23 protein-coding genes are annotated in these 23341 nt (G+C 58.4%); 11 read left to right on the top strand and 12 right to left on the bottom strand.

Features of this window, described 5'->3' with window-relative positions; translation table 11 throughout:
* From QZL71_RS03460 to QZL71_RS03445, 4 genes are all read right to left on the bottom strand, one after another.
* Positions 1-2454: peptidoglycan-binding domain-containing protein (locus QZL71_RS03460; RefSeq protein ID WP_294647756.1), on the bottom strand; the 2454-nt coding region annotated here is incomplete at its 3' end.
* Between the two features lie 128 nt (positions 2455-2582).
* Positions 2583-3464 (bottom strand): TlpA family protein disulfide reductase, encoded by an 882-nt coding sequence (locus QZL71_RS03455; protein ID WP_294647754.1) that lies wholly within the window; start codon positions 3462-3464, stop codon positions 2583-2585.
* A 4-nt stretch (positions 3465-3468) separates the two neighbouring features.
* Positions 3469-4353, bottom strand: a complete 885-nt coding sequence (locus tag QZL71_RS03450) for a 4Fe-4S binding protein (RefSeq protein ID WP_294647752.1) — start codon at positions 4351-4353, stop codon at positions 3469-3471.
* Complete coding sequence (locus QZL71_RS03445; RefSeq protein ID WP_337678835.1) at positions 4346-4489, bottom strand: CD1871A family CXXC motif-containing protein; 144 nt, start codon at positions 4487-4489, stop codon at positions 4346-4348. Before QZL71_RS03445 ends, QZL71_RS03450 begins: the two co-directional genes overlap by 8 nt.
* A 151-nt stretch (positions 4490-4640) precedes the next feature.
* On the opposite strand from QZL71_RS03445, the gene QZL71_RS03440 reads away from it, so the two are divergent.
* The 3 genes from QZL71_RS03440 to QZL71_RS03430 all read left to right on the top strand — a co-directional run bounded on the left by QZL71_RS03440 (position 4641) and on the right by QZL71_RS03430 (position 7435).
* The gene (locus QZL71_RS03440; protein ID WP_294647750.1) at positions 4641-5318 is read left to right on the top strand and encodes a response regulator transcription factor; all 678 of its coding nucleotides are present in this window, start codon (positions 4641-4643) and stop codon (positions 5316-5318) included.
* Positions 5315-6463, top strand: a complete 1149-nt coding sequence (locus QZL71_RS03435) for a sensor histidine kinase (protein WP_097781961.1) — start codon at positions 5315-5317, stop codon at positions 6461-6463. Before QZL71_RS03440 ends, QZL71_RS03435 begins: the two co-directional genes overlap by 4 nt.
* A gap of 90 nt (positions 6464-6553) precedes the next feature.
* Positions 6554-7435, top strand: coding sequence for an aldose 1-epimerase family protein (locus QZL71_RS03430; protein ID WP_097774777.1), 882 nt, complete (start codon positions 6554-6556; stop codon positions 7433-7435).
* A 378-nt stretch (positions 7436-7813) separates the two neighbouring features.
* Here the strand turns inward: QZL71_RS03430 and proS are convergent, their stop codons facing one another.
* Complete coding sequence (gene proS, locus QZL71_RS03425; protein WP_005939895.1) at positions 7814-9253, bottom strand: proline--tRNA ligase; 1440 nt, start codon at positions 9251-9253, stop codon at positions 7814-7816.
* 122 nt (positions 9254-9375) lie between these two features.
* A complete protein-coding gene (gene acpP / locus QZL71_RS03420; RefSeq protein WP_044953468.1) occupies positions 9376-9612 on the bottom strand; it encodes an acyl carrier protein in 237 nt (78 codons plus the stop codon).
* Between the two features lie 299 nt (positions 9613-9911).
* On the opposite strand from acpP, the gene dapF reads away from it, so the two are divergent.
* The 6 genes from dapF (at position 9912) to QZL71_RS03390 (ending at position 14274) form a co-directional block, all read left to right on the top strand.
* On the top strand, positions 9912-10751 hold the full coding sequence (gene dapF, locus QZL71_RS03415; protein WP_294647747.1) for a diaminopimelate epimerase: 840 nt from the start codon (positions 9912-9914) through the stop codon (positions 10749-10751).
* Positions 10752-10934: 183 nt separating this feature from the next.
* Complete coding sequence (locus QZL71_RS03410) at positions 10935-12122, top strand: LL-diaminopimelate aminotransferase (protein WP_097774778.1); 1188 nt, start codon at positions 10935-10937, stop codon at positions 12120-12122.
* An 83-nt stretch (positions 12123-12205) separates the two neighbouring features.
* Positions 12206-12625, top strand: coding sequence for a GntR family transcriptional regulator (locus tag QZL71_RS03405; protein ID WP_343214684.1), 420 nt, complete (start codon positions 12206-12208; stop codon positions 12623-12625).
* A 2-nt stretch (positions 12626-12627) separates the two neighbouring features.
* On the top strand, positions 12628-13473 hold the full coding sequence (locus tag QZL71_RS03400) for an ABC transporter ATP-binding protein (protein WP_294647744.1): 846 nt from the start codon (positions 12628-12630) through the stop codon (positions 13471-13473).
* Positions 13470-14114: an ABC-2 transporter permease gene (locus QZL71_RS03395; RefSeq protein WP_294647741.1), complete on the top strand. Its 645-nt coding sequence runs from the start codon at positions 13470-13472 to the stop codon at positions 14112-14114. The genes QZL71_RS03400 and QZL71_RS03395 overlap by 4 nt, the downstream gene beginning before the upstream one ends.
* Position 14115: 1 nt before the next feature.
* Positions 14116-14274: a hypothetical protein gene (locus QZL71_RS03390; RefSeq protein WP_165852545.1), complete on the top strand. Its 159-nt coding sequence runs from the start codon at positions 14116-14118 to the stop codon at positions 14272-14274.
* A 60-nt stretch (positions 14275-14334) separates the two neighbouring features.
* Here the strand turns inward: QZL71_RS03390 and QZL71_RS03385 are convergent, their stop codons facing one another.
* From QZL71_RS03385 to QZL71_RS03360, 6 genes are all read right to left on the bottom strand, one after another.
* The gene (locus QZL71_RS03385) at positions 14335-14574 is read right to left on the bottom strand and encodes a hypothetical protein (protein WP_097781956.1); all 240 of its coding nucleotides are present in this window, start codon (positions 14572-14574) and stop codon (positions 14335-14337) included.
* A 19-nt stretch (positions 14575-14593) separates the two neighbouring features.
* Complete coding sequence (locus QZL71_RS03380) at positions 14594-15073, bottom strand: YhcH/YjgK/YiaL family protein (RefSeq protein WP_005939922.1); 480 nt, start codon at positions 15071-15073, stop codon at positions 14594-14596.
* Between the two features lie 76 nt (positions 15074-15149).
* On the bottom strand, positions 15150-16055 hold the full coding sequence (locus QZL71_RS03375; protein ID WP_005939926.1) for an SPFH domain-containing protein: 906 nt from the start codon (positions 16053-16055) through the stop codon (positions 15150-15152).
* 50 nt (positions 16056-16105) lie between these two features.
* Complete coding sequence (locus QZL71_RS03370) at positions 16106-16555, bottom strand: NfeD family protein (protein WP_120079455.1); 450 nt, start codon at positions 16553-16555, stop codon at positions 16106-16108.
* Positions 16556-16812: 257 nt separating this feature from the next.
* Complete coding sequence (locus tag QZL71_RS03365; protein ID WP_294647739.1) at positions 16813-18669, bottom strand: glycoside hydrolase family 13 protein; 1857 nt, start codon at positions 18667-18669, stop codon at positions 16813-16815.
* 75 nt (positions 18670-18744) lie between these two features.
* Positions 18745-21150, bottom strand: coding sequence for a glycogen/starch/alpha-glucan phosphorylase (locus tag QZL71_RS03360; protein ID WP_294647737.1), 2406 nt, complete (start codon positions 21148-21150; stop codon positions 18745-18747).
* Positions 21151-21576: 426 nt separating this feature from the next.
* Here QZL71_RS03360 and QZL71_RS03355 point away from each other — a divergent pair, with 426 nt between their 5' ends.
* On the top strand, positions 21577-22008 hold the full coding sequence (locus tag QZL71_RS03355) for a cell division protein ZapA (RefSeq protein ID WP_097774784.1): 432 nt from the start codon (positions 21577-21579) through the stop codon (positions 22006-22008).
* A 25-nt stretch (positions 22009-22033) separates the two neighbouring features.
* The coding region (locus tag QZL71_RS03350; RefSeq protein WP_294647736.1) for a peptidase U32 family protein at positions 22034-23341 on the top strand (1308 nt) is incomplete at its 3' end.

Raw genomic sequence — 23341 nt, 5'->3', positions numbered from 1 at the left:
CACATAGCCCTCGGTGCAGTACAGGCAGGAACGCCCGTTCAGCCATGTCTCCACCTGCGCCACGTCCGGCCCCACGCTGCCCGCGCCGATGGCCCGGCCCGGGTAGACCGGGCCATGCCCGATGCTGCGGTCGGGGTTGGGCATTTCGGCGGCGAGCTGCAGGCTCAGCGCTTCCACAGCTGTCCATGTGTCGGCATCCGCAATGCCGGTCTCGGGCAGGCCCAGCAGCTCCTGTGCGCTGCGGGTGGCGGCGGCAGTCTCGTCGGTGTACTGGGCGGAGAGGGGCAGGTTCTCCACACTGGTAAAGTAGTAGGCAATGCGCTGCAAAAGCAGGCTGTAGTAGAGCACTGCACTGCCGGAAGACCCCACTGTGAGCGGGGTACCGGGGTAGGGCAGGCGTTTCAGGGTGACCACCGGCCCGGATGTCCGCAGAGTGGACGCCTTGTCGTACAGGCTGTTCCATGTGGTACGTCCCACGATGCCATCTACAGTCAGCCCCGCAAAGCGCTGGTAGGCCCGCACGGCAGCTTCGGTGGAAGCACCGAACTGTCCGTCGATGCCAATGGCCGGGATGCTGCTCTCGTAGGCACTCATGAGGTAGAGGTAGAACTGCAGCTCCCGCACCGCTGTGCCGGAAGAGCCCTTGCGCAGCACGCCCGGGTACTCGCCGGGGCGCAGGCTGGACGACAGCAGCTTGTTGGCGATGTCGTTGTACACCTCGTATAGCTTGTTCCATGTCGTGCGGCCCACCACACCGTCGCTGGTCAGGCCAAAGTAGGTCTGGAACCGCTTGACTGCCGCTGTGGTGGCACTGCCGAACTTGCCGTCCACCGTGATGTTGTTCAGGTTCGAGTACACCGTGCGCGCGATCTTGAGCCAGAACTGCACCAGCCGCACATTCTGTCCGCTTGCACCCTCCCGCAGGGCGGTGCCGGGGTAGGCATTGGGGGTGCCGTTGTCGGACTGGATGCTGCGGAACTGGTCGTACAGCTCGGTCCATGTGTCACGGCCCACCACGCCGTCCACGGTCAGGCCGTATTTGCGCTGGAAGGCCCGCACCGTGTTGGCCGTTCCAGTGCCGTAAACGCCGTCCACTGTTAACGATGGGATGGAAGACTCATACTGTGCCAGCGTATTCAGCCAGAACTGCAGCTGTTCCACGGCGCTGCCGGTGGAGCCGGTGCGCAGTACGGTGCCGCCCCATGTGCCGTCCGAGAGAGTGCCGCTGGACACCTCGCCCTCGCTGGTCAGCTCCGCAAGATCCTTGACCGACACATAGATATAGCTGATCTTGTACCATGTCTGTCGTCCGACTGCGCCGTCGGCGGTCAGGTTGAACTGCTTCTGGAACGCCCTGACCGTGGCGGCCATCTTGGCCCCGAACACGCCGTCCACAGTCAGCAGGCCGAGGAAGGGATAGTCCTTAGTGATGCGGTTCAGCTGGCGTTGCAGGGTGAACACCGCTGTGCCGCTGTCGCCCTGCCGGATGGGCGAACCGGGGTAGCTCTGGGGGATGGACTGGATGTTCGAGGTGCGGATGATCTCAATGTCGTTGCCGTAGTAATACTTCAGGATCTGCAAGGCGTTACGGCCCTGATTGGCCAGCGTCACGGTGCCCCACTGCTTGAGGCCCGGGCAGGTGACCGATTTACCGTCGCAGTATTCAGAGTAGTAGGGGTTTACGGTGCCGGTCTTGCGGATATAGGTGTTGAAGATGTCGTCGGTGATGCGCACCATCACATCGAACACCGTGCGTCCGTGAACGTAATACTGGTCGTAGCTGGTGGAGTTGGTGATGTTGAAGGTGTAGCCCTTGCTGGGGTACCACTCGGTGTAGATGCGGTTGAGTGCCAGCGAGATCTGACAGTGGATGTTGGCCCGCAGGGCCTGCTCCGGCCAGGTAGGGTAGACTTCGCTGGATGCAACATTGGCGATATAATCCCGGAAGGAGACAGTCACATTGCGGGCGGATGCCGCAGGCTTGCCCAGATGCACCGTGATGTTTTTGGGAATGATGACTCTGTCCAGCACCCGGGGCACGCAGTTCTCCATGGGGTCCGGGCCGCTGCCGCCATCGCCGGTGAACAGTGAATGTTCCGGGATGACTATGGGCGGGTTTACCACGTCGCGATCCCCTTCGGTCTCAGGGATCATCTCCGGCTGGGCCAGTGTGACCTGCCCGGCAAAGATCTGCACACCCTGAATGCGCACGGTGCGGAAGCCTGCCTTTGCGGCAGTCAGGTCCACAACGGCATAGGGTCGGATGGTGTTGTCCTCCTGCAGGGACAGCGCACAGGAGGGGGCTTCAATGGAGAGGTCGGCAGCGGTGCCGGTCTCGTCGGTGATACGCTGAGCGGTAAAGCCGTTGCCGGACACGGTGACGAGAACACCCTCGATGGGCGAGGACTGACGGGCACCGAAAGCCTGAATGCGTAGAATGCCGGTGTTTTTCATAGGCGGATGCTCCTTTGCTGTGAGAATGGAATGCTTCTCTCACAGCGTATTCCGCTGCGCCGCCGGACGTGCATGGCAATGCACACCGCAAATAAAAAAGCCGCCCGAAGGCGGCAGGGGAGAAAGGTTTATTTGGCGCTGTCCTTGGCAAGGGCGGCGTCGATATTTTTTTGTAGAGCGGCAAGGTTTTCTTCCTTGTCGATGCCGCCAAGCAGGGGCTGCCCCACAACGTTGCCGTCCCGGTCAAAAACGTAAGTGGTGGGGAAGGCCATGATGTTCAGTGCAAACTTGCCGGCCTCACTGCCGGAGGCAAAGTAGATGTTGCGGTAGCTTGCGCCCGTTGTCTCCAGCAGTTTTTTGGCGGCATCAATGCCCTGCTGGTTGCCGTCCAGCGTCTCGGTGTTGATGCCGATGACCTCACCGCCCTGTGCCTTGACCTTCTCGTTCAGGGCGTTCAGGTCGTCCAACTCCTCCACGCAGGGCTTGCAGCCGTTGAACCAGAAATTCACCACCGTAAAGGCGTTGCCCGCAAACAGGCTGTTGTTCACCGGGTTGCCCTCTAAATCGCTGCCCTCAAACTTGGGGAAGGCGGTGCCCTGTGCGGCGGCACTGGAAGCGGCATCCTCTGCGGGGGCAAGAGCGGCGATCTGCTCCTCGATGGCACGAATCTTTTCGGCATCTGCGGTCAGGGTCTTGTACTCCTCGTCCGAGAACTGATCTTTGGCCTTTTCCACAGCGCTGAGCAGAAAATCGCCGTAGTTGGCGCTGATCGTGGTTTCGGTCACGTTTTTGTCCATGGATGAGAACACTTTCTCCCACAGAGCATCGTTTGCAGAAAGAATCTCGTTTTCCTCGGCCAGCAGCTGCTCCTCGGTTTTGCTTTCTGCTGCCGCAGAGGAAGCGGCAGAAGAGGATGCAAAAGATGCAGAAGATGCGCCCTGCCCGCAGGCGGCAAGGCTGAAAGCCAGCACAAGGCTGAGAAAAAGTGCGGCGATACGATGGATCTTCATGGCTTTACTCCTTTGTTGTTTCGGTATTTGATTGGTCCCCCAGCCCGAACTTGTACTGAATGGCGTCCGTGGGGCAGGCTTTCATGCACATCCCGCAGCGGATGCATTCGGCGTGGTTGGGGGTCTTGGTAATGTCTACGTCCATCTTGCAAGCCTTTGCACAGGCTCCGCAGGAGACGCATTTGTGGGTGTCTACGCGCATCTGGAACAGCGAGACCTTGTTCAGCAGCGCATAGAACGCGCCCAGCGGGCACAGCCACTTGCAGAAGGGGCGGTAGAACACCACGCTGCCCACGATGACCGCCAGCAGGATGCAGGCCTTCCATGTGAACAGCTTGCCCAGCGCAGCGCGGATGCCCGCATTGGTCAGGGAGAGGGGAATGGCACCCTCCAGCACGCCCTGCGGGCAGAGATACTTGCAGAAGAAGGGGTCGCCCATGCCCAGCTCATTGACCGCCAGCAAAGGCAGCAACACCACCATGACCAGCAGCACCGCATACTTTAAATAGCGCAGCGGCTTCAGCTTTTTGGTGGAAAGCTTGGGGGATGGGATCTTGTGCAAAAGCTCCTGAAACCACCCGAATGGGCAGAGGAAACCGCAGATGAACCGCCCCAGCAGCACCCCAAAGAGGATGAGGATGCCGGTAATGTAGTAGGAAAAGCGGAACTTGGAAGAGCCCACCACCGCCTGGAATGCTCCCACCGGACAGGCACCGGCCGCGCCCGGGCAGGAATAGCAGTTCAGCCCCGGCACGCAGACGTATTTTCCGCCGCCCTGATACAGCACTCCTTTTGCAAAATTGGGTAGGTGGAGATTGGTCAGCAGGGTAGCCCCGGCTTGTATAAAGCCCCGGAAGCGGGCAAGGGGAGAAAGCTTTTTCTTATCCAATGCCCACACACTCCATACACAGCCGGATGGCTTTTGAAAATACGGTGTCTGCCTCGCCCCGCCATAAGCCGAACAGCAGCATCAGAACCCCGGCGGCAAGCAAAAGCAGCTGCGCCTGTTTTTTTGTCATGAACATCATAGCCTCCTGTTGTTTGATGGCATCAGTATACACCATGCGTGATAAAATCTCTGCTAAGAAAATCTTAACACGAATCTTAACACCGTCTGCTATAATCTGTTATAATGAAGAAAAAACGCAATTTTTATGGGAAAGGTGGAAAACAAAGATGCGCCTTTTGGTGGTAGAGGACGAGCACTCCCTGCGGGAGGATATTGCCCGAAAGCTGCGGCTGTCCGGGTACGAGGTGGATGCCTGTGCAGACGGCGAGGCCGCGCTGGAGGCACTGGCAGCAGAGCGGTACGACCTTGTACTGCTGGACCTCAACCTGCCCAAGGTGGACGGAATGCAGGTGCTGCGCACCCTGCGCCGGCACGACCTTGAGACCTGTGTGCTGATCTTGTCGGCACGCAGTGGAATCGCAGATAAAGTGGAGGGGCTGGATGCCGGGGCGAACGATTACCTTTCCAAGCCCTTTCACCTTGCAGAGCTGGAAGCTCGGGTGCGCAGCCTGACCCGGCGCAAATTTATTCAGCAAGACGTCTGTCTGTGCTGCGGACGGCTGAGCTTCAACACCCGCAGCCGCGTTGCTGCTGTGGACGGTCAGACCCTTGCTTTGACGCGGAAGGAGAGCGGCGTACTGGAATATCTGCTGCTGCATCAGGGACGCCCGGTCAGTCAGGAAGAACTCATCGAGCACGTCTGGGATGGCAGTGTAGACAGCTTCAGCAACTCCATCCGGGTGCATATCTCTGCCCTGCGCAAAAAGCTGCGGGCGGCGCTGGGCTACGACCCCATCCGCAACCGCATCGGGGAAGGCTACGAGATCGGAGGCGAGGTACAATGAAACATTTGTCCCTGCAATGGCGCATCACCCTGCTGACCGCGCTGCTCATCGCCTGCGCCTGCGTGTGCATGAACCTGCTTTTATACCGCACCGGCGTTACCGGCATGGATGCCCTCAACGGCTTTATGATGCAGTACCAGCCCGGCAGTGCGGATCCGTTGACCATCGAGATCCCGCAGGAGGAAATGTCCAGTCTGCTGGCGCATTTTTCGCAGGAAGTCTACGATGCAAAGGTGGTCTTTGGCCGCAAGGGCTGGTGCATCACCGTCGTGGTCACCATCGTCAGCGCTGCCATTGCTTATTTTGTCAGCGGCAGAGCGCTGAAACCGTTACAGCAGCTTGCGCAACAGGCGCAGCAGGTCGATCAGGACAGCATCGCCACCACCCGTCTGGACGAAAACACTGTGCAGGAATTCGGGCAGTTGAGCCGGTCGGTGAACCGGATGCTGGATGGTCTGGCGCAGTCCTTTGAGTTGCAGCGGCAGTTTGCGGGCAATGCCGCCCACGAGCTGCGCACCCCGCTGGCTATTTTGCAGACGAAGCTGGAACTGTTTGCAGAGGAGCACCCGGCCATGGACGCCGAAACTGCCGGGCTGATCCGCTCTCTGCGGGAGCAGCTGGACCGCCTGACCGCTCTTGTGCGCACTTTATTAGAGATGAGCAATCTGCAATCAGTCTCCCGCACCGACCAGATCGCCCTTGCGCCGCTGGTGGAGGAGATCCTGACCGACCTGACCCCCCTTGCCCAGAAAAACAATATCTCTTTGCAGCAGGACTGCGAGGAACTTGGCATGGTGGGCAGCGATGCGCTGATCTACCGGCTGGTGTTCAATCTGGTGGAAAACGGCATCAAGTATAACCGCCCCGGCGGTGCGGTGCGCGTCACCCTGCAACAGGAAAAGCAGACCGCTGTACTGCGCGTTGCAGATACCGGCCCGGGTATTCCCGCAGACTGCCGGGAGAGCATCTTCCAGCCCTTTTTCCGGGTGGATAAGTCCCGCAGCCGGGAGATGGGCGGCGTTGGGCTTGGCCTTGCCCTTGTGCGGGAGATCGCCGTGCTGCATGGCGGCAGTGTGACCGTGGAACGCAGCAGCGAAAACGGCACTACCTTTGCAGTCACCCTGCCGCTGGCACAGCCCTGCTGAAACTGGGCGGGACTTTATTTTTGGCACACGGGGGAGTATACTGGAAGCAGAAGACCCCGGAAAATAAGAAGGACAAAGGAGATACTGAAAATGCAGGCAACCATTCACAACGAATTTTTGACCTTGACTGTGGATACCCACGGTGCCGAAGCAGTCAGCCTGAAAAATGCGGCGGGGGAAGAGCTGCTCTGGCAGGCCGACCCGGCTGTGTGGAAGCGCCACGCTCCCATTCTGTTCCCGTGGACGGGCAAGCTGCCCGGCGGTACCTTTGAGGTGGACGGCAAAACGTACAAGGGCGGTCAGCACGGTTTTGCCCGCGACATGGAGCACACCCTGCTCAAGGCCGAGGGCGATACCATCCAGTTGGAGCTGCGCTCGGATGATGCCATCAAAGCCGAACGCTTCCCCTTCGACTTTGTACTCACCAGCACCTTCCGTCTGGACGGCAAGACCGTGCACCATACGCTGACGGTGCGCAACCCCGGCACCGAAGAGCTGCGCTTTGGCATCGGCTATCACCCGGCGTTCAACATCCCCTTTGATGCACAGCACACCACCACGGATTACGAGTTCCGGTTTGACCAGCCGGAAAGCCCGGTCATTCTGGATGCCCGTCCGAACGGCCTGCTGTCTGGCAAGTGCTATTATCAGTGGAAGAACCAGCAGGCCATCCAGCTGACGGATGATCTGTTCGCAAACGACAGCTTCTGCATGGCGGGCCTGCGCACCAAGACCATTGGCATCTATGAGAAGGGCACCGGCCGCAAGATCACCTGCAATGTGGAAGGCTACCCCTACGCGCTCATCTGGTCGGCCCCTGCAAAGCCGGTGCGGTTTGTGTGCATTGAGCCGTGGCACAGTCTGCCCGCCGCCGAGACTGACCCGCAGCAGTGGAGCCAGCGTGCAGCCGCCGCCTGCCTTGCCCCGGGTGAAAGCTGGGAGACCACCCTGAGCACCACGTTTGAACGATAAAAAAGCACGCAGAAACGAAGCTGCGTGCACTTGACAGAACCTTTGAAAATGAGTATACTGTAAACAGAAAAGGCACTGCGACAAGCGGTCAGCCTTTTTGATGAACAGTCTTAAAAACTAAGAACCGTCACCGGCCAGGGTGGCGGTTCTCGCTTTTTACCTTGATAGTAAATACCAATCCAAAGATATGGAATGTCAAAGTAATTGGCATGAGCTTCACCTCCTTTCGGAAGTGGGGCCGAACCGCCTGCCGTTGTATGCAGTGCCTTGCCGCCTGAAAGCGACAAATTCATAATAACACAAAAATTGTCAAAATACAAGAAAAAACGGAGCACCGAAGTGTTCCGTTTTTTCTTGTATTGTCAGTAAAAGGAAAGCTTAGTACGCCACGCCCCAGTAGACCATGGTCTTGGCGGGCTTGCCGCAGCAGGGGCATACATCGCTCAGGTGTTCCTGCTCAAACGGCATGCAGCGGCTGGACAGGCCGACTTCTTCCTTCATCTTCATTTCGCAGGCAAGGTCGCCGCACCACATGGTCTTGATGTAGCCGGTGTTTGCCTTGGCCAGCTCCTTCACCTCGTCCATGGTGGTGGCAGCCCAGGTGCGCTTCTCGCGGTTGGCAAGAGCACGCTCGTACAGGTCCTTGCGCAGGGCCTCCAGCTGTGCGGGGATCGCAGTCTCCAGCTCGTCCAGAGAGACGAAGACTTTTTCGCGGGTATCGCGGCGCACCAGCACACACTGGTTCTTTTCCAGATCCTTGGGGCCGATCTCCAGACGCAGGGGCACGCCCTTCATCTCCCACTGGGAGAACTTCCAGCCCGGGGCGTTGTCGCTGTCATCCAGCTTCACGCGGGCATACTTGCTGATCTTCTCGGCCAGCTCGGCAGCCTTCTCGGAAACACCGGGCTTGTGGGCTGCGATGGGCACTACGACCACCTGAATGGGGGCCACTGCCGGGGGCAGGATCAGGCCGTCGTCGTCGCCGTGGGTCATGATGATAGCACCCACCAGACGGGTGGAAACGCCCCAGCTGGTCTGGAACGGATGATGCAGCTGGTTGTCGCGGCCGGTAAAGGTCACGTCATAAGCCTTGCTGAACTTATCGCCAAAGTAGTGGCTGGTGCCGCTCTGCAGGGCCTTGCCGTCCTTCATCATGGCCTCGATGGTATAGGTGGCCTCGGCACCGGCAAACTTTTCCTTGTCGGTCTTGCGGCCCTTCACCACGGGGATGGCCAGATCCTGCTCGCAGACATCTGCGTAGCAGTTCAGCTGCTGCTGGGTCTCAGCCTCAGCCTCGGCGGCAGTCTCGTGGATGGTGTGGCCTTCCTGCCACCAGAACTCGCGGCTGCGCAGGAAGGGGCGGGTGGTCTTTTCCCAGCGGACAACGCTGCACCACTGGTTGTACTTCATGGGAAGCTCACGGTAGCTGTGCAGCACGCGGGACCAGTGGTCGCAGAACATGGTCTCGCTGGTGGGACGCACGGCCAGACGCTCTTCCAGCTTGTCGGAACCGCCCATCGTGACCCACGCCACCTCCGGCGCGAAGCCATTGACCAGTTCGCCTTCCTTCTGCAGCAGGCTTTCCGGGATCAGCACGGGCATTGCCACGTTCTCATGGCCGGTGGCCTTGAAGCGGGCATCCATGTCCTTCTGGATCAGCTCCCAGATGGCCTGACCGTAGGGGCGCAGGATGATGAAACCCTTCACGCTGGAGTACTCCACCAGCTCTGCCTTCACGCAGATATCGGTGTACCACTGTGCGAAGTTCTCTTCCTGGCTGGTGATCGCCTGTACGAGCTTCTTTGAATCTTTTGCCATTTTTGCTTTTTCCTCCTAAGGCCGTGCGCCAAACGGCTTGCGTTCCGCACGAACCATATTAAAAGCCCCGTCCATGCAGTGCGGCCGGGTGCCGCACCAGAAGGCAGGGCTTTTTGACTGAATCAGTTCTGCGCGTGGCTGTCCACAAAGTTTACCACATCGCCCACGGTGCGCAGGGACTCGATGGCATCGTCCGGCACCTCAATGCCAAACTCATCCTCCAGCGTCATCACCATATCCACGATATCCAGACTGTCGGCCTCAAAATCGCTCATGATGTCACTGTCCATCGTGATCTTTGCCGGGTCAACATCCAGCTGCTCCGCCAGCAATGCACGGATTTTTTCAAAAGTATCCATTCCTGTGGTCTCCTTTTTGCAGTTGTTTTGCCTGTCCTGTACACCGGTGCCGTGCGTGCGGCTGCCGTGACGGATGCACCCGCAGATGCTGCGCGGCCCCGGACTGTACAAAACTCTCTCTTTTTTTATATCCCATGCCATGTGTATTGTCAAGCCCTGTTTTCCATTCTGGCAGATTCCTTTGCGAAAAATTGCCGGAAAGGTGCATTTTCGCTTGACAGGAGCGCCCCGGTTTCTTATCATTATAGAGTAGCGAGTTTATAGGGACTGACCACAAGTCCCATGAAGGAGTTTTGAGCATGAAGCTTTCATTTACCAAAATGCAGGGCTGCGCTAACGATTATATCTATCTGGACTGCCGCAAAAGCGGTGTGCCGGAGAACATTGCAGCCCTTTCCGAAAAATTGTCCCGGCGGCATTTTTCCATTGGTGCGGACGGCATCATCTGCATCTGCACTGCGCAGACAGCGGGTGCGGACGGCATGATGCGCATTTTCAACGCCGACGGCAGCGAGGGCAGGATGTGCGGCAACGGCATCCGCTGTGTGGCTGAATGGCTGTACACCCACGGCATTGCCAAAGAGACCCTTGCCATTGATACCCTCAGCGGCCTGAAGACCGTCACCCACAAGGGTGCGGGCCTGTGGCAGGTGGAGATGGGCGCTTACAGTGCCATGCCTGCCAGCCTGCCTGCTGTAAACATGGGCGAAGAACCGCTTGTGGACAAAGAACTGACCGTGGACGGCAAAACGTGGCATGTGACCTGCATCAGTGTGGGCAACCCCCACTGTGTGACCGTGGTGGAGGATGTGGACAGCCTGAAGCTGGAAGAGATCGGTCCGGCCTTTGAGCACCACGCAAACTTCCCGGAGCGCATCAACACCGAGTTCGTGCAGGTGGTGGATGCCACCCACCTGAAAATGCGGGTGTGGGAGCGCGGCAGCGGCGAGACATGGGCCTGCGGTACCGGCACCTGCGCCACCGTGGCGGCCCTGACCGAGCTTGGCATCTGCCCGGCAGGCGAGGACATCCATGTGCAGCTGCGCGGCGGTGTGCTGACCATCCGGGTATTGCCCGGCAGACAGCTGCTGATGACCGGCGCCGCCGAGACCGTGTGCGAAGGCACGACGGAAGTGTAAAGAAAACGAGAACCCTCTCAGTCGCCTGACGGCGACAGCTCTCCCGAAGGGCGAGCTTTTCCACATCAAGAGGAAAAGTTTTTCTTCACAACAAAAAAGCTCCCCCACTCGGGGGAGCTGGCATCGAGCGGACGCGAGATGACTGAGAGGGTCATACCAAAACAGAATCGAGGGAAAGTAACCATGAAGATGAACAAGCATTACAACGAGCTGAAGGCAAGCTACCTGTTTGTGGACATTGCCCACAAGGTGGCCGCTTATCAGGAGGCACACCCGGAGAAGGAGATCATCCGTCTGGGCATTGGCGATGTGACCCAGCCGCTGGCAAAGTGTGTGGTCAAGGCCATGCACGATGCAGCCGATGAGATGGGCACCAAGGAAGGCTTCCACGGCTATGGCCCGGAGCAGGGCTATCCCTTCCTCAAGCAGGCCATTCAGGGCTACTATGCAGGCCGCGGCACCCAGCTGGCAGAGGATGAAATTTTCATCTCTGATGGTGCAAAGAGCGATCTGGCCAACGTACTGGGCCTGTTCGATGTGGACAACACCGTGCTGGTGCCGGACCCCGTTTATCCCACCTACGTGGACGATAACGTGACCGATGGCCGCAAGATCATCTACAGCCGCACCAGTCAGGAGAACGGCTTCCTGGGGATGCCGGATGAGAATGTGAAGGCTGACATCATCTATATCTGCAGCCCCAATAACCCCACCGGTGCCGCCTACACCCGCGACCAGCTCAAGGCATGGGTGGACTACGCCAAGAAGAACGATGCCATCATCCTGTACGATGCTGCATACGAGTGCTTCATCTCCGACGAGAACCTCGCCCGCAGCATCTTCGAGATCGAGGGTGCACGGGAGTGTGCCATTGAAATTTGCTCCTTCTCCAAGATCGCAGGCTTCACCGGCACCCGCTGCGGCTACACCGTGGTGCCCAAGGAGCTGGAGCGCGAGGGTATGAACATCAATAAGCTGTGGCTGCGCCGCCAGACCACCAAGTTCAACGGTGTGCCTTATGTGGTGCAGCGCGCTGCCGCTGCGGTGTTCACTGAGAGCGGCATGGCCGAGATCCAGCAGAATCTGGACTATTACCGCAAGAATGCCAAGGTCATCGCGGACGCTCTGGACGAGTGCGGCGTGTGGTACTGCGGCGGCAAGAACAGCCCCTACATCTGGCTGCGCTGCCCCGGTAACATGAAGAGCTGGGAGTTCTTCGACTGGCTTCTGGAAAACTGCGGCGTGGTCGGTACCCCGGGCGTGGGCTTCGGCGAGTGCGGCGAGGGCTACTTCCGCCTGACCGCTTTCGGCGACGCCGAAAAGACCAAGATGGCCGCCGAGCGCATCAAGACCGCCATCAAGGCACTGTAAAACCTAAAAAATGCACCTGCTGTCCGTTTTGGACGGCGGGTGTATTTTTTTGCGCATTCTCTTGACAAATCCGTATCTACTGTATATACTGTGCATATACAGATAAAACACAAGAGCCAAAGGAGCAGCCGATGGAACTGTTTATCAACAACAAAAGCGGCGCGCCTATCTATGACCAGATCTACAACCAGATCAAGCAGCAGATCATCAGCGGGGCTTTGCAGCCGGACGAGGCCATGCCCTCCATCCGGGGGCTGGCACGGGATCTGCGCATCAGCGTCATTACCACAAAGCGTGCCTACGATGAACTGGAAAAAGAGGGCTTCCTTTACGCAGTACCGGCAAAGGGCTTTTTTGTAGCCCCTAAAAACACCGAGCTGCTGCGGGAAGAGAACCTGAAAAAAATTGAAGCGCACCTTACCGAAGCCGTGAAGCTGTCCGCATCCTGCGGGCTGAGCAGGGAAGAGCTGCGGGAGATGCTGGAACTGCTGTGGGAGGGCTGAACATGAACGCACTGGAACTGCGGGGACTTACAAAGCACTATAAGGACTTTATCCTCGGACCGCTGGATCTGACACTGCCCGGCGGCACCATCTGCGGCCTGATCGGTGAAAACGGCGCAGGCAAAAGCACCACCATCAAATTGATTCTGGACATGCTGCAGCGGGACGGCGGCACGGTGACGATTCTTGGCAGGGACAGCCGCACCGACCTTGTACACACCAAGGAAGAAATCGGTGTGGTTCTGGGCAGCGATGGCATTCCGCAGTGCCTGAACGCTGTGGAGGTGGGCAAGGTGATGGCGGGCATCTACCGCAACTGGGACGCTGGTGACTACACGGCGTTTTGCCGGAAATTTGACCTGCCGCCGGACAAAAAGTATAAGGATTACTCCGCTGGAATGCAGAGGAAGCTGTGCATTGCGGTGGCGCTTTCCCACCACGCAAAGCTGCTGCTGCTGGATGAAGCCACCAATGGGCTGGACCCGGTGGTGCGGGACGAGGTGACCGACCTGCTGCTGGACTTTGCCCGGGACGAAAACCACTCCATCCTTATCTCCTCCCACATCGTCAGCGACTTGGAAAAGCTGTGCGATACCATCGCCTTCCTGCACAAGGGCAGGCTGCTGCTCTGTGAGGAAAAGGACGCCCTGCGAGAGGAATACGCCTTGTGGCACGGCACGGCGGCGCAGCTGGCGGCACTGGATGTACGGGTGTACGGCAAGCGGGTCACCCCCTACGGGGCAGAGGCGCTTGTGCGCCGGGACGCCCTGCCTGCCGGGGCAGAGCTTACCCCGGTGAGCATTGAGGAATTGTTTGTACTGATGGTGAAAGAGGAGTGTGCAGAATGAAAGGCTTGCTGCTAAAGGATGCTTATCAGATATGGCACTATGCCAAAGGTGTCATTGTGGCCGCCGTGGTCATGATGGGCGCAGGCGTGGTTACCATCATGAATGGGGCCAATTTCTTTATTGTATATGCGGGCTTTCTGATGGGCATGATGCCCATGACCCTGCTGGCCTATGATCAGGCCAGCAAATTCAGCGAATACAGTGCCGCGCTTCCGGTCACAAAAGAACAGCTGGTGGGGTGTAAATACATCGTTGGTCTGTGCGGGCTGGTGCTGGCAGAGGTTTTCGCCGCTGCAGCCCTTGGCGTGGCAAGCCTGCACTGGACAGCTGTGGACCATGCGCTTGTGGTTTCCACGCTGGTGCAGGTAGGCATGACAACGCTGCTGAACAGTGCCGTTCTGCTGCCGTTGAATTACCGTTTTGGCTACGAAAAGGCAAAATATGCGTTTTATCTTATGGTCGGCCTGGTTGCGGCTCTGATGGGGTTTGGCATGTCCGCCAATGAGGACGGCCTGGCCCGGAACCTTCTGCCGCAGGGCGTTCCGCCACTGGCTCTGCTGGGCATTGTACTGATCGTTCTGGGGCTGTACTCCCTCTCTTGGCGGCTGTCCGTTGCCTGGTACGGAAAGGCAGAGCAGTAAAATGAAGAAAAGTCAGATCGCGGGTATCCTGTTCGGTGTTGCTATGGGCGTTTTGTTCAGCGTGTCGATGGGGACAGTGGGTTTTGTGCTGGGCGCCAGCTTTGCAATTCTGGGCATGGTGATGTTCAAAGGATTGGATGACCCACAGGATAAAAAGTAAGCTGCAAAAAAGAGCGCCGCCCCTGCAGGAGAATCTTCTCTGGCAAGGGCGGCGCCGTATTTATTTTTCGGGCTTTTCGGCGTTTTTCTGTGCGTCTTCCAGCTCCTCCACCCGCTTTTGCAGAGCGGTGATCTTGTCGTCCATTTTCAGGAACGTCCACACCAGAACAGCCAGCACCACCGCAGGCGGAACCACCATCCACAGGGACTGCTGGCACCAGAGCAGCAACGAATAGCCGCCGAACACGGTAAAGAGGAACACGGCAAACAGGCTTGCAGCCAGTACAGCAAAAAATCCCATATAAATGCCCTCTCTCGGCTTATTCCTCGGTCTCGTCCTCTTCGTCCGGGTCCAGCTCGATGCTGAACACGGCTTTCTTCAGTTTGCCGCAGCCCTGCGCCTTCAGGCCGGATTTATAGGGCTCTCCGGCCAGATACAGGGCAAACCGCCCCTCACACAGCATTCCGGCAATGCTGGTGCCTGCGGTACCCACGGTGGTGTCGGTGGCTTCATCGGTGGGCTTTGTCGGGGTCAGCTCTGCAAGGCTCACCTCAAACAGCTCGCTGCCGTCCAGATCGGTCTCCAGCGTGATGTGGTTGTCGTGGCGCTGGAACAGCGCTTTATCGGAAGTCAGCGGTGTGACGGTGCTCACAGTGACCACAGCCTTTTCGCCGTCGATGCGGGTACGTCCGGCGGGCAGGGTGGTGATGTCCCGCGCCATGATGTACTCAATGACGGTGTCGAGATTGTCGCTCACGCCCAGATAGTTGGGCAGGTTGTTCAGGGTATCGTAGATCATAGAAGAACTCCTTTATCGTGCAAAACAAGGTTCACCGCCTGCATATAGCACAGACGGTGAACCGGAATTTTAAATTTTATTCTGCGTCCTTCGGGTCGGTCATCAGCTCTTTGATGCTGGGCACCACGCCGCCCAGATTCTGAAGCTCCGAAGGAATGATGATCTTGGTTGCCTTGCCGTTGGCCACCTTGGCCAGAGCTTCCAGACTGCGGATGGCCAGAACCTTATCGCTGGGCATGGCCTCGTTCAACAGGCGGATGGCATCGGCATTGGCCTTCTGCACGGCCAGAATGGCCTGTGCTTCGCCCTCGGCTTCCAGAATGCGCTGTTGCTTCACAGCATCCGCGCGCAGGATGGCGGCTTCCTTTTCGCCCTCAGCGGCGGTAATGGCGGCCTGCTTTTCACCGTCGGCTTTCAGGATGACGGCGCGCTTCTCGCGCTCAGCCTTCATCTGTTTCTCCATGGCTTCCTGAATTTCACGCGGCGGGATGATGTTCTTCACCTCCACGCGGTTCACCTTGATGCCCCACTTGTCGGTGGCTTCGTCCAGGATGGCGGTGATCTTGCCGTTGATGACATCGCGGCTGGTCAGGGTGTGGTCCAGCTCCATTTCGCCGATGATGTTGCGCAGGGTGGTGGCGGACAGGCTTTCGATTGCCGCAATGGGCTGGTTGACACCGTAGGTGTAGAGCTTGGCATCCATCACCTGAAAGAACACCACGGTATCGATCTGCATGGTAACGTTATCGCGGGTGATGACCGGCTGAGGGGGAAAGTCTGCCACCTGCTCCTTCAGGCTCACCTTTTTGGCGATGCGCTCGATGAAGGGAATCTTAATGTGCAGGCCTGCCGACCATGTGTCGGAGTAGCTGCCCAGCCGCTCAACGACATACACCTTGGACTGGGGCACGATGACGATATTGGTGATGATCACCAGCAGGACGACAAAGACCAGCGCGAGGATCAGAAAAAACATGACCATAGTGGTTCTCCTTTTTCAGATGGGTGCAACGTTTCAGCGCAGAACGCAGATCACGCTCTGCGGCTTTCGGTCAATACGGGCTCCACGATGAGCAGGGTGCTGTGCAGTTCGGTCACACGGCAGCGCTGCCCGGGGGTGAGAATGTCGCCGGGAGTGGCGCAGCGGGCATTCCAGTCCACGCCGTCCAGTCGCACACGGCCCGGCAGGTCGGCGGTGACGGTGGTCAGCACGGTGGCCTCCCGGCCAAGGTTTCGGTCGCCATTGGTGGGGGTGATTTTCTGGCGCAGCTTTGCAGCCAGCGGCCGGAACGCCAGCAGGCACAGAATGCTTACCACGATGAACACCAGGGCCTGCGCCCGGAACGAATCCGTGAACAGGCAGGTGAGCAGGGCGGCAGCTGCGCCGACGGCGAACCAGACGGAGGTCATGCTGAAGGTGGAAGCCTCCAACAGCAGAAAGCCCACCACGGCAGCCAGCCAGAGAAATGGAACAGGGTTCATGGTTCTCCCTCCTTATGCCCCTATTATAGAGTATCCCCCGGGTGGAAGGTCAAGCGTTTTTTACTGGAACGTTGCGCAGAAAACGAAATAAAGAACAAAATAAATGAAAAGCAGTGCAAGATGTAGTTTGCGGATACGGCCCTTTGCGTGAAAATGCAACAACGGGCGGCCCGCAGGCTGCCCGTTGTTGCGAAAATAAAAGATAAAATTTCCTCTGAATGTGCCCAGAGCGAACGCGGCGGGCATTCAAATCGTTTTTACTTGATATCGTAATAGCTGTGGTTCGGGTTATGCCCGTTCTCCTCCACCACGATGGTAAAGCCCATGGGGTTCACCTCCGTGTGCTTGCCGGAAGCCAGCGGCTCCACGATGATGTGCTCCGAGCGGTTCACGATGACCTCGGCGGTTTCCGCTTCGCCTACGCGCTGGTAGTGCAGGATGCCGTCCTGCGCCCGGAGCACCCGCAGCTCACCGGTGCGGAAGGCCTCGCAGGTGTGGCGCAGCTGCGCCAGCTGAGCAAGCACCGGCTTCAGGCGCTTTTCGTGGCTGTCCCAGCAGAAGAAGGCACGGTTGAAGGGGTCGCGGTAGCCCTGCATCCCGATCTCATCGCCGTAGTACAGGCAGGGCACGCCGGGCAGCGTGTAGATGATGGCATAGGCCATGCGCAGGCGCAGCATCCCTTCCTCGTAGGCCTCGCCGGTCACACAGCGGCCGCTCTGCCACTCGCGGCCACGGCCGTTGGCGGGCTCGTCCGCGATTACGGTGAGGGCGCGTTCGGTGTCGTGGGTGGAGAGAAAGTTCAGCGCAGTGTCCATGGCAGGGGCGGGGTAGTGCTCACAGATGGACAGAATTTCGCCCATGGCCTGCTCGGCGGGCTTACCCTTTACAAAGTCCAGCACAGCGTTCTTGAAGGGGTAATTCATCACGCTGTCCAGCCCCTTGCCCAGCAGATAGGTGCGGCGCTGGCCAAAGCCGTATTTGGTGGTGGCATCCTCCCACACCTCGCCCAGCAGGAACTTCTCCGGGCTGACCCGCTTGACAGCGGCGCGGATCTTTTCAATAAAGTCGTCCGGCAGCTCGTCGGCCACATCCAGACGGAAGCCTGCGGCACCGCGCCGCAGCCATGTGTCAATGACACCGCCCTCGCCGGTGATGAACTCCACATAGGAGGGGTTCTCTTCGTTCACCTCAGGCAGGGTCTCGAAGCCCCACCAGCTGCGGTAGCCGCCCTTATACTTGGGGTCAAAATCGTACCAGCTGCGGTAGGGAGAGTTGGGGTCGCGGTAAGCGCCGCCGTCACCATAGCGGCCTTCGCGGTTGAAATAGCGGCTGTCGGAACCGGTGTGGCTGAACACACCGTCCAGCACGATGCCAATGCCGTACTTGGCAGCCTCGCGGCAGAGCACCTCGAACTCCTCGTTGGTGCCCAGCAGCGGGTCTACGTTGAGATAGTCGGCGGTGTTGTAGCGGTGGTTGGAGTGCGCCTCAAAGATGGGGTTGAGGTAAAGGTAGTCCACCCCCATCTCCCGCAGATAGGGCAGCTTGATGCGGATGCCTTCCAAGTCGCCGCCGAAATAGTCCTCGTTCAGGTGGCCGCCGGTCTCGTTGGGCTGCCAGAAGGGTTCGGCGTGTTTGTCGGCCTGATACAGCCGGTCCGGGAAAGGCATGGGCTTGTTCTCAATGCCCTCGCAGAACCGGTCCGGGAAGATCTGATAGAACACCTTGCCCTTGATGCACTCCGGGGTCTGGAAACCGGCATCGTAGACGGTGATCTGCCACTTTTCGCCTTCCTGCCAGCTGACAACGCCGCAGTTGTCCGGCCCGCGGTAGATGCGGCGAAAGTCGGTGTAGAGGTCGAAGTAGTAGAAGTACAGGCCCGGGTCGTTCAGCGGCAGCTCCACGGAAAAGTGGTTCTGCTGGGGGGTCTGGCCGTCGAACTTCATGCGGTAGTGCACCGGCACGTCATATTTTCCCTCTTTCTGGAGCACCAGATGAGGATCGACATAGCCCAGCTCTTCCGGGATGCACAGGGTCAAACGTACGGTCTGACCGGCCCGCAGTGCGCCAAAGGGCTGCTTGAAATAGGGGTCGTAGCTATTGAACAGACAAGACAAAGCAGGGTCGTCCTTTCTCAAAAAAGCCCCGGCGGGCCAAACGCCGCCGGGGCAGATGGATTTTTTAAGGGAAAATTACTTGCCCATGGGCACCGGGGAAGCGTACCAGATGTCGTGTGCGTAATCCAGCACAGAGCGGTCGGCGCTGAAGATGCCGCTGTTGGCAATGTTCTTCAGGCTCATGTGTGCCCACTTCTCGCGGTCAGCATACAGCTTCTGCAGGTCGGCCTGTGCGCGGCGGTAATCCTTGAAGTCGGCCATGACCATATACGGGTCGCTGCTGCGCAGGTTCTCGGTCACTTCGTGGAAGTTCTCGCCGTTCCAGCCGCGCTCCAGGAAGTTCAGAGCGTTGTTGGCAACATCGTCGCCCATGATGAAAGCGTTGGGATGGTAGCCCACCTGCTTGAGGTTGTTCACCTCGGGGGTCAGCATACCGAAGATCAGCTCGTTCTCCTTGCCGGCAGCGTCTGCGATCTCCACGTTTGCGCCGTCCAGAGTGCCCAGAGTGATAGCGCCGTTCAGCATGAACTTCATGTTGCCGGTACCGGAAGCCTCGGTGCCGGCCAGAGAGATCTGCTCAGAGACCTCGGCGGCGGGCATCAGGTGCTCGCTCAGAGAGACGCAGTACTCTTCCAGATAGACCACGCGCAGCTTGTCGCGCACAGCGGGGTCGTTGTTAATGAGGTCGCCCAGCTTGCAGATCATGCGGATCATCTGCTTTGCCATGTAGTAACCGGGAGCAGCCTTTGCACCGAAGATATAGGTTTTGGGGATGAAGTCGGCGTTGGGGTTCTCCTTCAGGTACAGGTACTGGGCAGCGATGTTCAGCGCGTTCAGGTGCTGGCGCTTATACTCGTGCATACGCTTGACCTGACAGTCAAAGATGGAGTTCGGGTCGATGACCTGACCGGTGCTCTTGGACAGATAGTTGGCAAAGTTCTTCTTGTTTTCCAGCTTGATGGCGTTCAGCTGCTTGAGCACGGTCTTGTCGTTCTCGAACTTGTTCAGCTTGGACAGATCGGAAGCATCATGCTTGTAGCCGTCGCCGATGGTCTCGTCCAGCAGCTTGCACAGGCCGGGGTTAGAGGCCAGCAGCCAGCGGCGGTAAGCGATGCCGTTGGTCACGTTCTTGAAGGCCTGCGGCTTGAACAGGTAGTAATCGTGGAAGACGCTGTCCTTGATGATCTGGCTGTGCAGCTTGGACACGCCGTTGATGCTGTTGGCGGTGTAGGCGCAGATGTTTGCCATGCGCACCTGATTGTCGCCGATCAGTGCCATATAGTCGATCTTGCCCTTGTCGCCGGGGAAGACCTTCTCCAGCTCTGCGCGGGCGCGGCGGTCCATCTCCACCACGATCTGGTAGATGCGGGGCAGGGTCATCTTGAAGATGTCCACGTTCCACTTTTCCAGAGCCTCAGCCATGACGGTGTGGTTGGTGTAGGAGAAGACCTTCTGGCAGATGTCGAATGCCTTGTCCCAGCCAAAGCCGCACTCATCCAGCAGAATGCGCATCATCTCGGGGATGGCGAGGGTGGGGTGGGTGTCGTTCAGCTGGATGGCCACCTTGTCGGGCAGGTTCTCGAGGGTCGCATAGCTGGACAGGTGGTTCTGGACGATATCGCCGATGGATGCGGCAGACAGGAAGTACTGCTGGCGCAGGCGCAGGATCTTGCCCTCAACATGGTTATCGTTGGGGTACAGCACCTTAGAGATCAGCTCTGCATTGGCGTTCTTGCTCATTGCAGTGTTGTAGTTGCCAAGAGAGAAGCTGGACATATCAAAGTCCGGGGCCTTTGCCTGCCACAGGCGCAGCTTTGCAACGCCCTTGCCGTCGTAGCCCTGCACATACATATCAGAGGGAACAGCCATGACGCTGTTGTAGTTGGTGTGCTGGATATAGTGGAAGCCGTTGTCCCAGTTCTCGTGGATCTCGCCGTCAAAGCGCACTTCCACAGCCTGATCGGGGTGGCTCTTCAGCCAGACCTGACCGCCGGGCAGCCAGTTGTCGGCACGCTCCTGCTGCCAGCCGTCCACGATCTTCTGCTTGAAGATGCCGTACTCGTACAGGATGGAGTAGCCGGTGCCGCAGATGCCGGTGGTGGCCATGCCGTCCAGATAGCAGGCAGCCAGACGGCCCAGACCGCCGTTGCCCAGACCTGCATCCGGCTCTTCCTCAAAGATACTGTCAATGCTGATATCAGCGTCGGACAGGGCCTTTTTTGCCACCTCGTCCAGACCCAGGTTCAGCAGGCTGGTCTTCAGGCTGCGGCCCATCAGGAACTCCATGCACAGATAATACACCTGCTTGGTGCCGGTGCCAATGGCCTTGGACTGGAACTTCTTGTGGTTCTCACTCATCATCTGACAGCAGATCAGAGCCAGAGAGCGGTAGATCTGCTGGTTGGAAGCAACGCTCAGCTCCACGCCGTACTCGCTGGTGAGCTTGTCCTGAAGAAGTTTACCGAATTCTTTCGATGTCATAAAGGTACTCCTATCCGCATAAATTTTCAGCTTTGCTAAAATAATTGAAATAATTGGCGCCTGCAGGCACTTTCCCTCACTTGCTCTGCCGCCAACATAACAAAGATATTATAATATGGCAGAATGACAAATGCAAGGAATCAGGGGATTTTTTCCGTAACTGACATTTTTTTATTGAACTTTCTGATAAATATGCCAAAATTTCAAAAAATACACTTTTTCTTGATGCTTATTTATATTATAATAGGGAGAGAAAGCTGTGTTCCGAAACATTTTCGGGGACAAACTCCGGGAGAAATGTGCCGGGTAACTCGCCCGGCGGGTGACAAGACACCAAAACGGTACCGGGAACGGTGCCGCTTCCTGGCAAAAATCAGAAGATCACTGCCCGCTGCGGGCAGAAAAGGATAAAAAGGGGAAACAGATATGGTCAACAAGGTACGGGTGAACATTGCAGGTACGCCGTATGCCATTGCTACGACGGATCCGGAAAAATATATTTTGTCGCTGGCGAAAAAGCTGGATGAAGACATCACCAAGCTTTTGGACGATAATGCGAATCTTTCGGTGACGAAGGCGGCGGTGTTCTGCGCCATGGATTATCTGGACGAATACCGCAAGAGCACCGGCAGTGCTGAGAATATGCGCAGCCAGATCCAGGATTACATTGCGGATGCTACCCGCGCAAAGCTGGCGGAAGATAAGGTCAAAGCAGAGAATGAGGTGCTGCGGCGGGAAGCTGCCGCCCTGCGCGAACAGCTGGAAAAGATGCGCAATAAGGAAGCCCGGCGCGAGGAGCGCGCCCAGCAGGCGGCACAGCAGTCTGCTGCCGAGGGCGAAGCGGACAAGGCGGAATAAGCCGTTTACAGGATAAAGGAGAAGTATGTCAAAGATCGAGATCCTTGCCCCGGTGGGCAACGAAGAAATGCTGCGTGCCGCTGTATTCAGCGGTGCCGACGCAGTGTATCTGGGTTTTTCGGGTTTCAATGCCCGCACCAGTGCCAACAATTTTAACGCGGATACGCTGAAAGATGCGGTCGCCTTCTGCCATGCGCGGGGCGTGGCTGTGCATGTGGCGCTGAACACCACCGTCTATGGCGGCGAGCTGCCCGCGCTGGAACAGGCCATCCGTGCCGTTGCAGCCAGCGGTGCCGATGCGGTCATCTGTCAGGATCTGGCAGTGGCAACGCTGATCGGTAAAATTGCACCGCAGCTGCCGCGCCACGGCTCCACCCAGATGAGCGTGCACAGCCTGCAGGGTGCGCTGGAGCTCAAGGAGCTGGGCTTCACCCGCGTGGTGCTGGCCCGTGAGCTGAGCATGCCCGAGGTGGAGCATATCACGAAGCACTGCGGCATCGAGACCGAGTGCTTCGTGCACGGCGCGCTGTGCATGTGCGTCAGCGGCCAGTGCTACATGTCGGCCTTTCTGGGCGGACGCAGCGGCAACCGCGGTTCCTGTGCCGGCCCGTGCCGCCTGCCGTTTGAGGCAAATGCCCTGCCGGAGGGCAAGCCGGGCCGCCTGCACCACCTGTCCTTAAAGGATAATTCGGTCATTGATAAGCTGGACAAGCTGCAGGCGCTTGGCGTGGCATCGGCAAAAATCGAGGGCCGTCTGCGCACGCCGGAGTATGTGGCGGCGGCAGTCAGCGCCTGTCTTGCAGGCCGCGAGGGCCGCGCCTACGACCGCGACCTGTTGAAGAATGCTTTCAGCCGTTCCGGCTTCACCTCCGGCTATCTGGATGGAAAGATCGACGGCACCATGTTCGGCGTGCGCAGTGAAGCAGATGCAGAACAGACCAAAAAGACCCTGCCCATGCTGCGGGAGCTTTACCGCCGTGAGCGCAGCCGCGTGCCGGTAAAGATGAAGCTGGAAATTGAAGAGGGCGGCGAAAAGCTCACTGTCACCGATGCAGACGGCAGCAAGGCCTTTGCCTATGGGGATGCAGAGCCGCAGCCTGCCCGTACTGATCCCACCGAAAGCCTGCACCGCAGCCTTGCCAAGACCGGCGGCACGCCTTTTGCGGTGGAGGATCAGGATATTACCGTGGAAATGGACGGCGGGCCGTGGTTTATCCCGGGCGGTGCGGTGAACGAGCTGCGCCGCGAAGCGCTGGATGCCCTGCTCAAAAAGCGGGAAGTGCTGCGCCCGTGGCCCACCACCGAGGAGCATGTGCCTGCCCTGCCGCTGCGC

It is taken from the genome of uncultured Faecalibacterium sp., assembly GCF_900066275.1.
In the GTDB taxonomy this organism is placed as follows: Bacteria; Bacillota; Clostridia; order Oscillospirales; family Ruminococcaceae; genus Faecalibacterium; species Faecalibacterium taiwanense.
This window is presented reverse-complemented; position numbering and strand designations above follow the sequence as displayed.

Excerpts from the sequence above, each read along its gene's own strand:
- QZL71_RS03455 (WP_294647754.1), bottom strand. The coding sequence starts at position 3,464 with ATGAAGATCCATCGTATCGCCGCACTTTTTCTCAGCCTTGTGCTGGCT.
- QZL71_RS03445 (WP_337678835.1), bottom strand. The coding sequence starts at position 4,489 with ATGTTCATGACAAAAAAACAGGCGCAGCTGCTTTTGCTTGCCGCCGGG.
- QZL71_RS03440 (WP_294647750.1), top strand. The coding sequence starts at position 4,641 with ATGCGCCTTTTGGTGGTAGAGGACGAGCACTCCCTGCGGGAGGATATT.
- QZL71_RS03435 (WP_097781961.1), top strand. The coding sequence starts at position 5,315 with ATGAAACATTTGTCCCTGCAATGGCGCATCACCCTGCTGACCGCGCTG.
- QZL71_RS03430 (WP_097774777.1), top strand. The coding sequence starts at position 6,554 with ATGCAGGCAACCATTCACAACGAATTTTTGACCTTGACTGTGGATACC.
- proS (WP_005939895.1), bottom strand. The coding sequence starts at position 9,253 with ATGGCAAAAGATTCAAAGAAGCTCGTACAGGCGATCACCAGCCAGGAA.
- acpP (WP_044953468.1), bottom strand. The coding sequence starts at position 9,612 with ATGGATACTTTTGAAAAAATCCGTGCATTGCTGGCGGAGCAGCTGGAT.
- dapF (WP_294647747.1), top strand. The coding sequence starts at position 9,912 with ATGAAGCTTTCATTTACCAAAATGCAGGGCTGCGCTAACGATTATATC.
- QZL71_RS03410 (WP_097774778.1), top strand. The coding sequence starts at position 10,935 with ATGAAGATGAACAAGCATTACAACGAGCTGAAGGCAAGCTACCTGTTT.
- QZL71_RS03400 (WP_294647744.1), top strand. The coding sequence starts at position 12,628 with ATGAACGCACTGGAACTGCGGGGACTTACAAAGCACTATAAGGACTTT.
- QZL71_RS03395 (WP_294647741.1), top strand. The coding sequence starts at position 13,470 with ATGAAAGGCTTGCTGCTAAAGGATGCTTATCAGATATGGCACTATGCC.
- QZL71_RS03390 (WP_165852545.1), top strand. The coding sequence starts at position 14,116 with ATGAAGAAAAGTCAGATCGCGGGTATCCTGTTCGGTGTTGCTATGGGC.
- QZL71_RS03385 (WP_097781956.1), bottom strand. The coding sequence starts at position 14,574 with ATGGGATTTTTTGCTGTACTGGCTGCAAGCCTGTTTGCCGTGTTCCTC.
- QZL71_RS03380 (WP_005939922.1), bottom strand. The coding sequence starts at position 15,073 with ATGATCTACGATACCCTGAACAACCTGCCCAACTATCTGGGCGTGAGC.
- QZL71_RS03375 (WP_005939926.1), bottom strand. The coding sequence starts at position 16,055 with ATGGTCATGTTTTTTCTGATCCTCGCGCTGGTCTTTGTCGTCCTGCTG.
- QZL71_RS03370 (WP_120079455.1), bottom strand. The coding sequence starts at position 16,555 with ATGAACCCTGTTCCATTTCTCTGGCTGGCTGCCGTGGTGGGCTTTCTG.
- QZL71_RS03360 (WP_294647737.1), bottom strand. The coding sequence starts at position 21,150 with ATGACATCGAAAGAATTCGGTAAACTTCTTCAGGACAAGCTCACCAGC.
- QZL71_RS03355 (WP_097774784.1), top strand. The coding sequence starts at position 21,577 with ATGGTCAACAAGGTACGGGTGAACATTGCAGGTACGCCGTATGCCATT.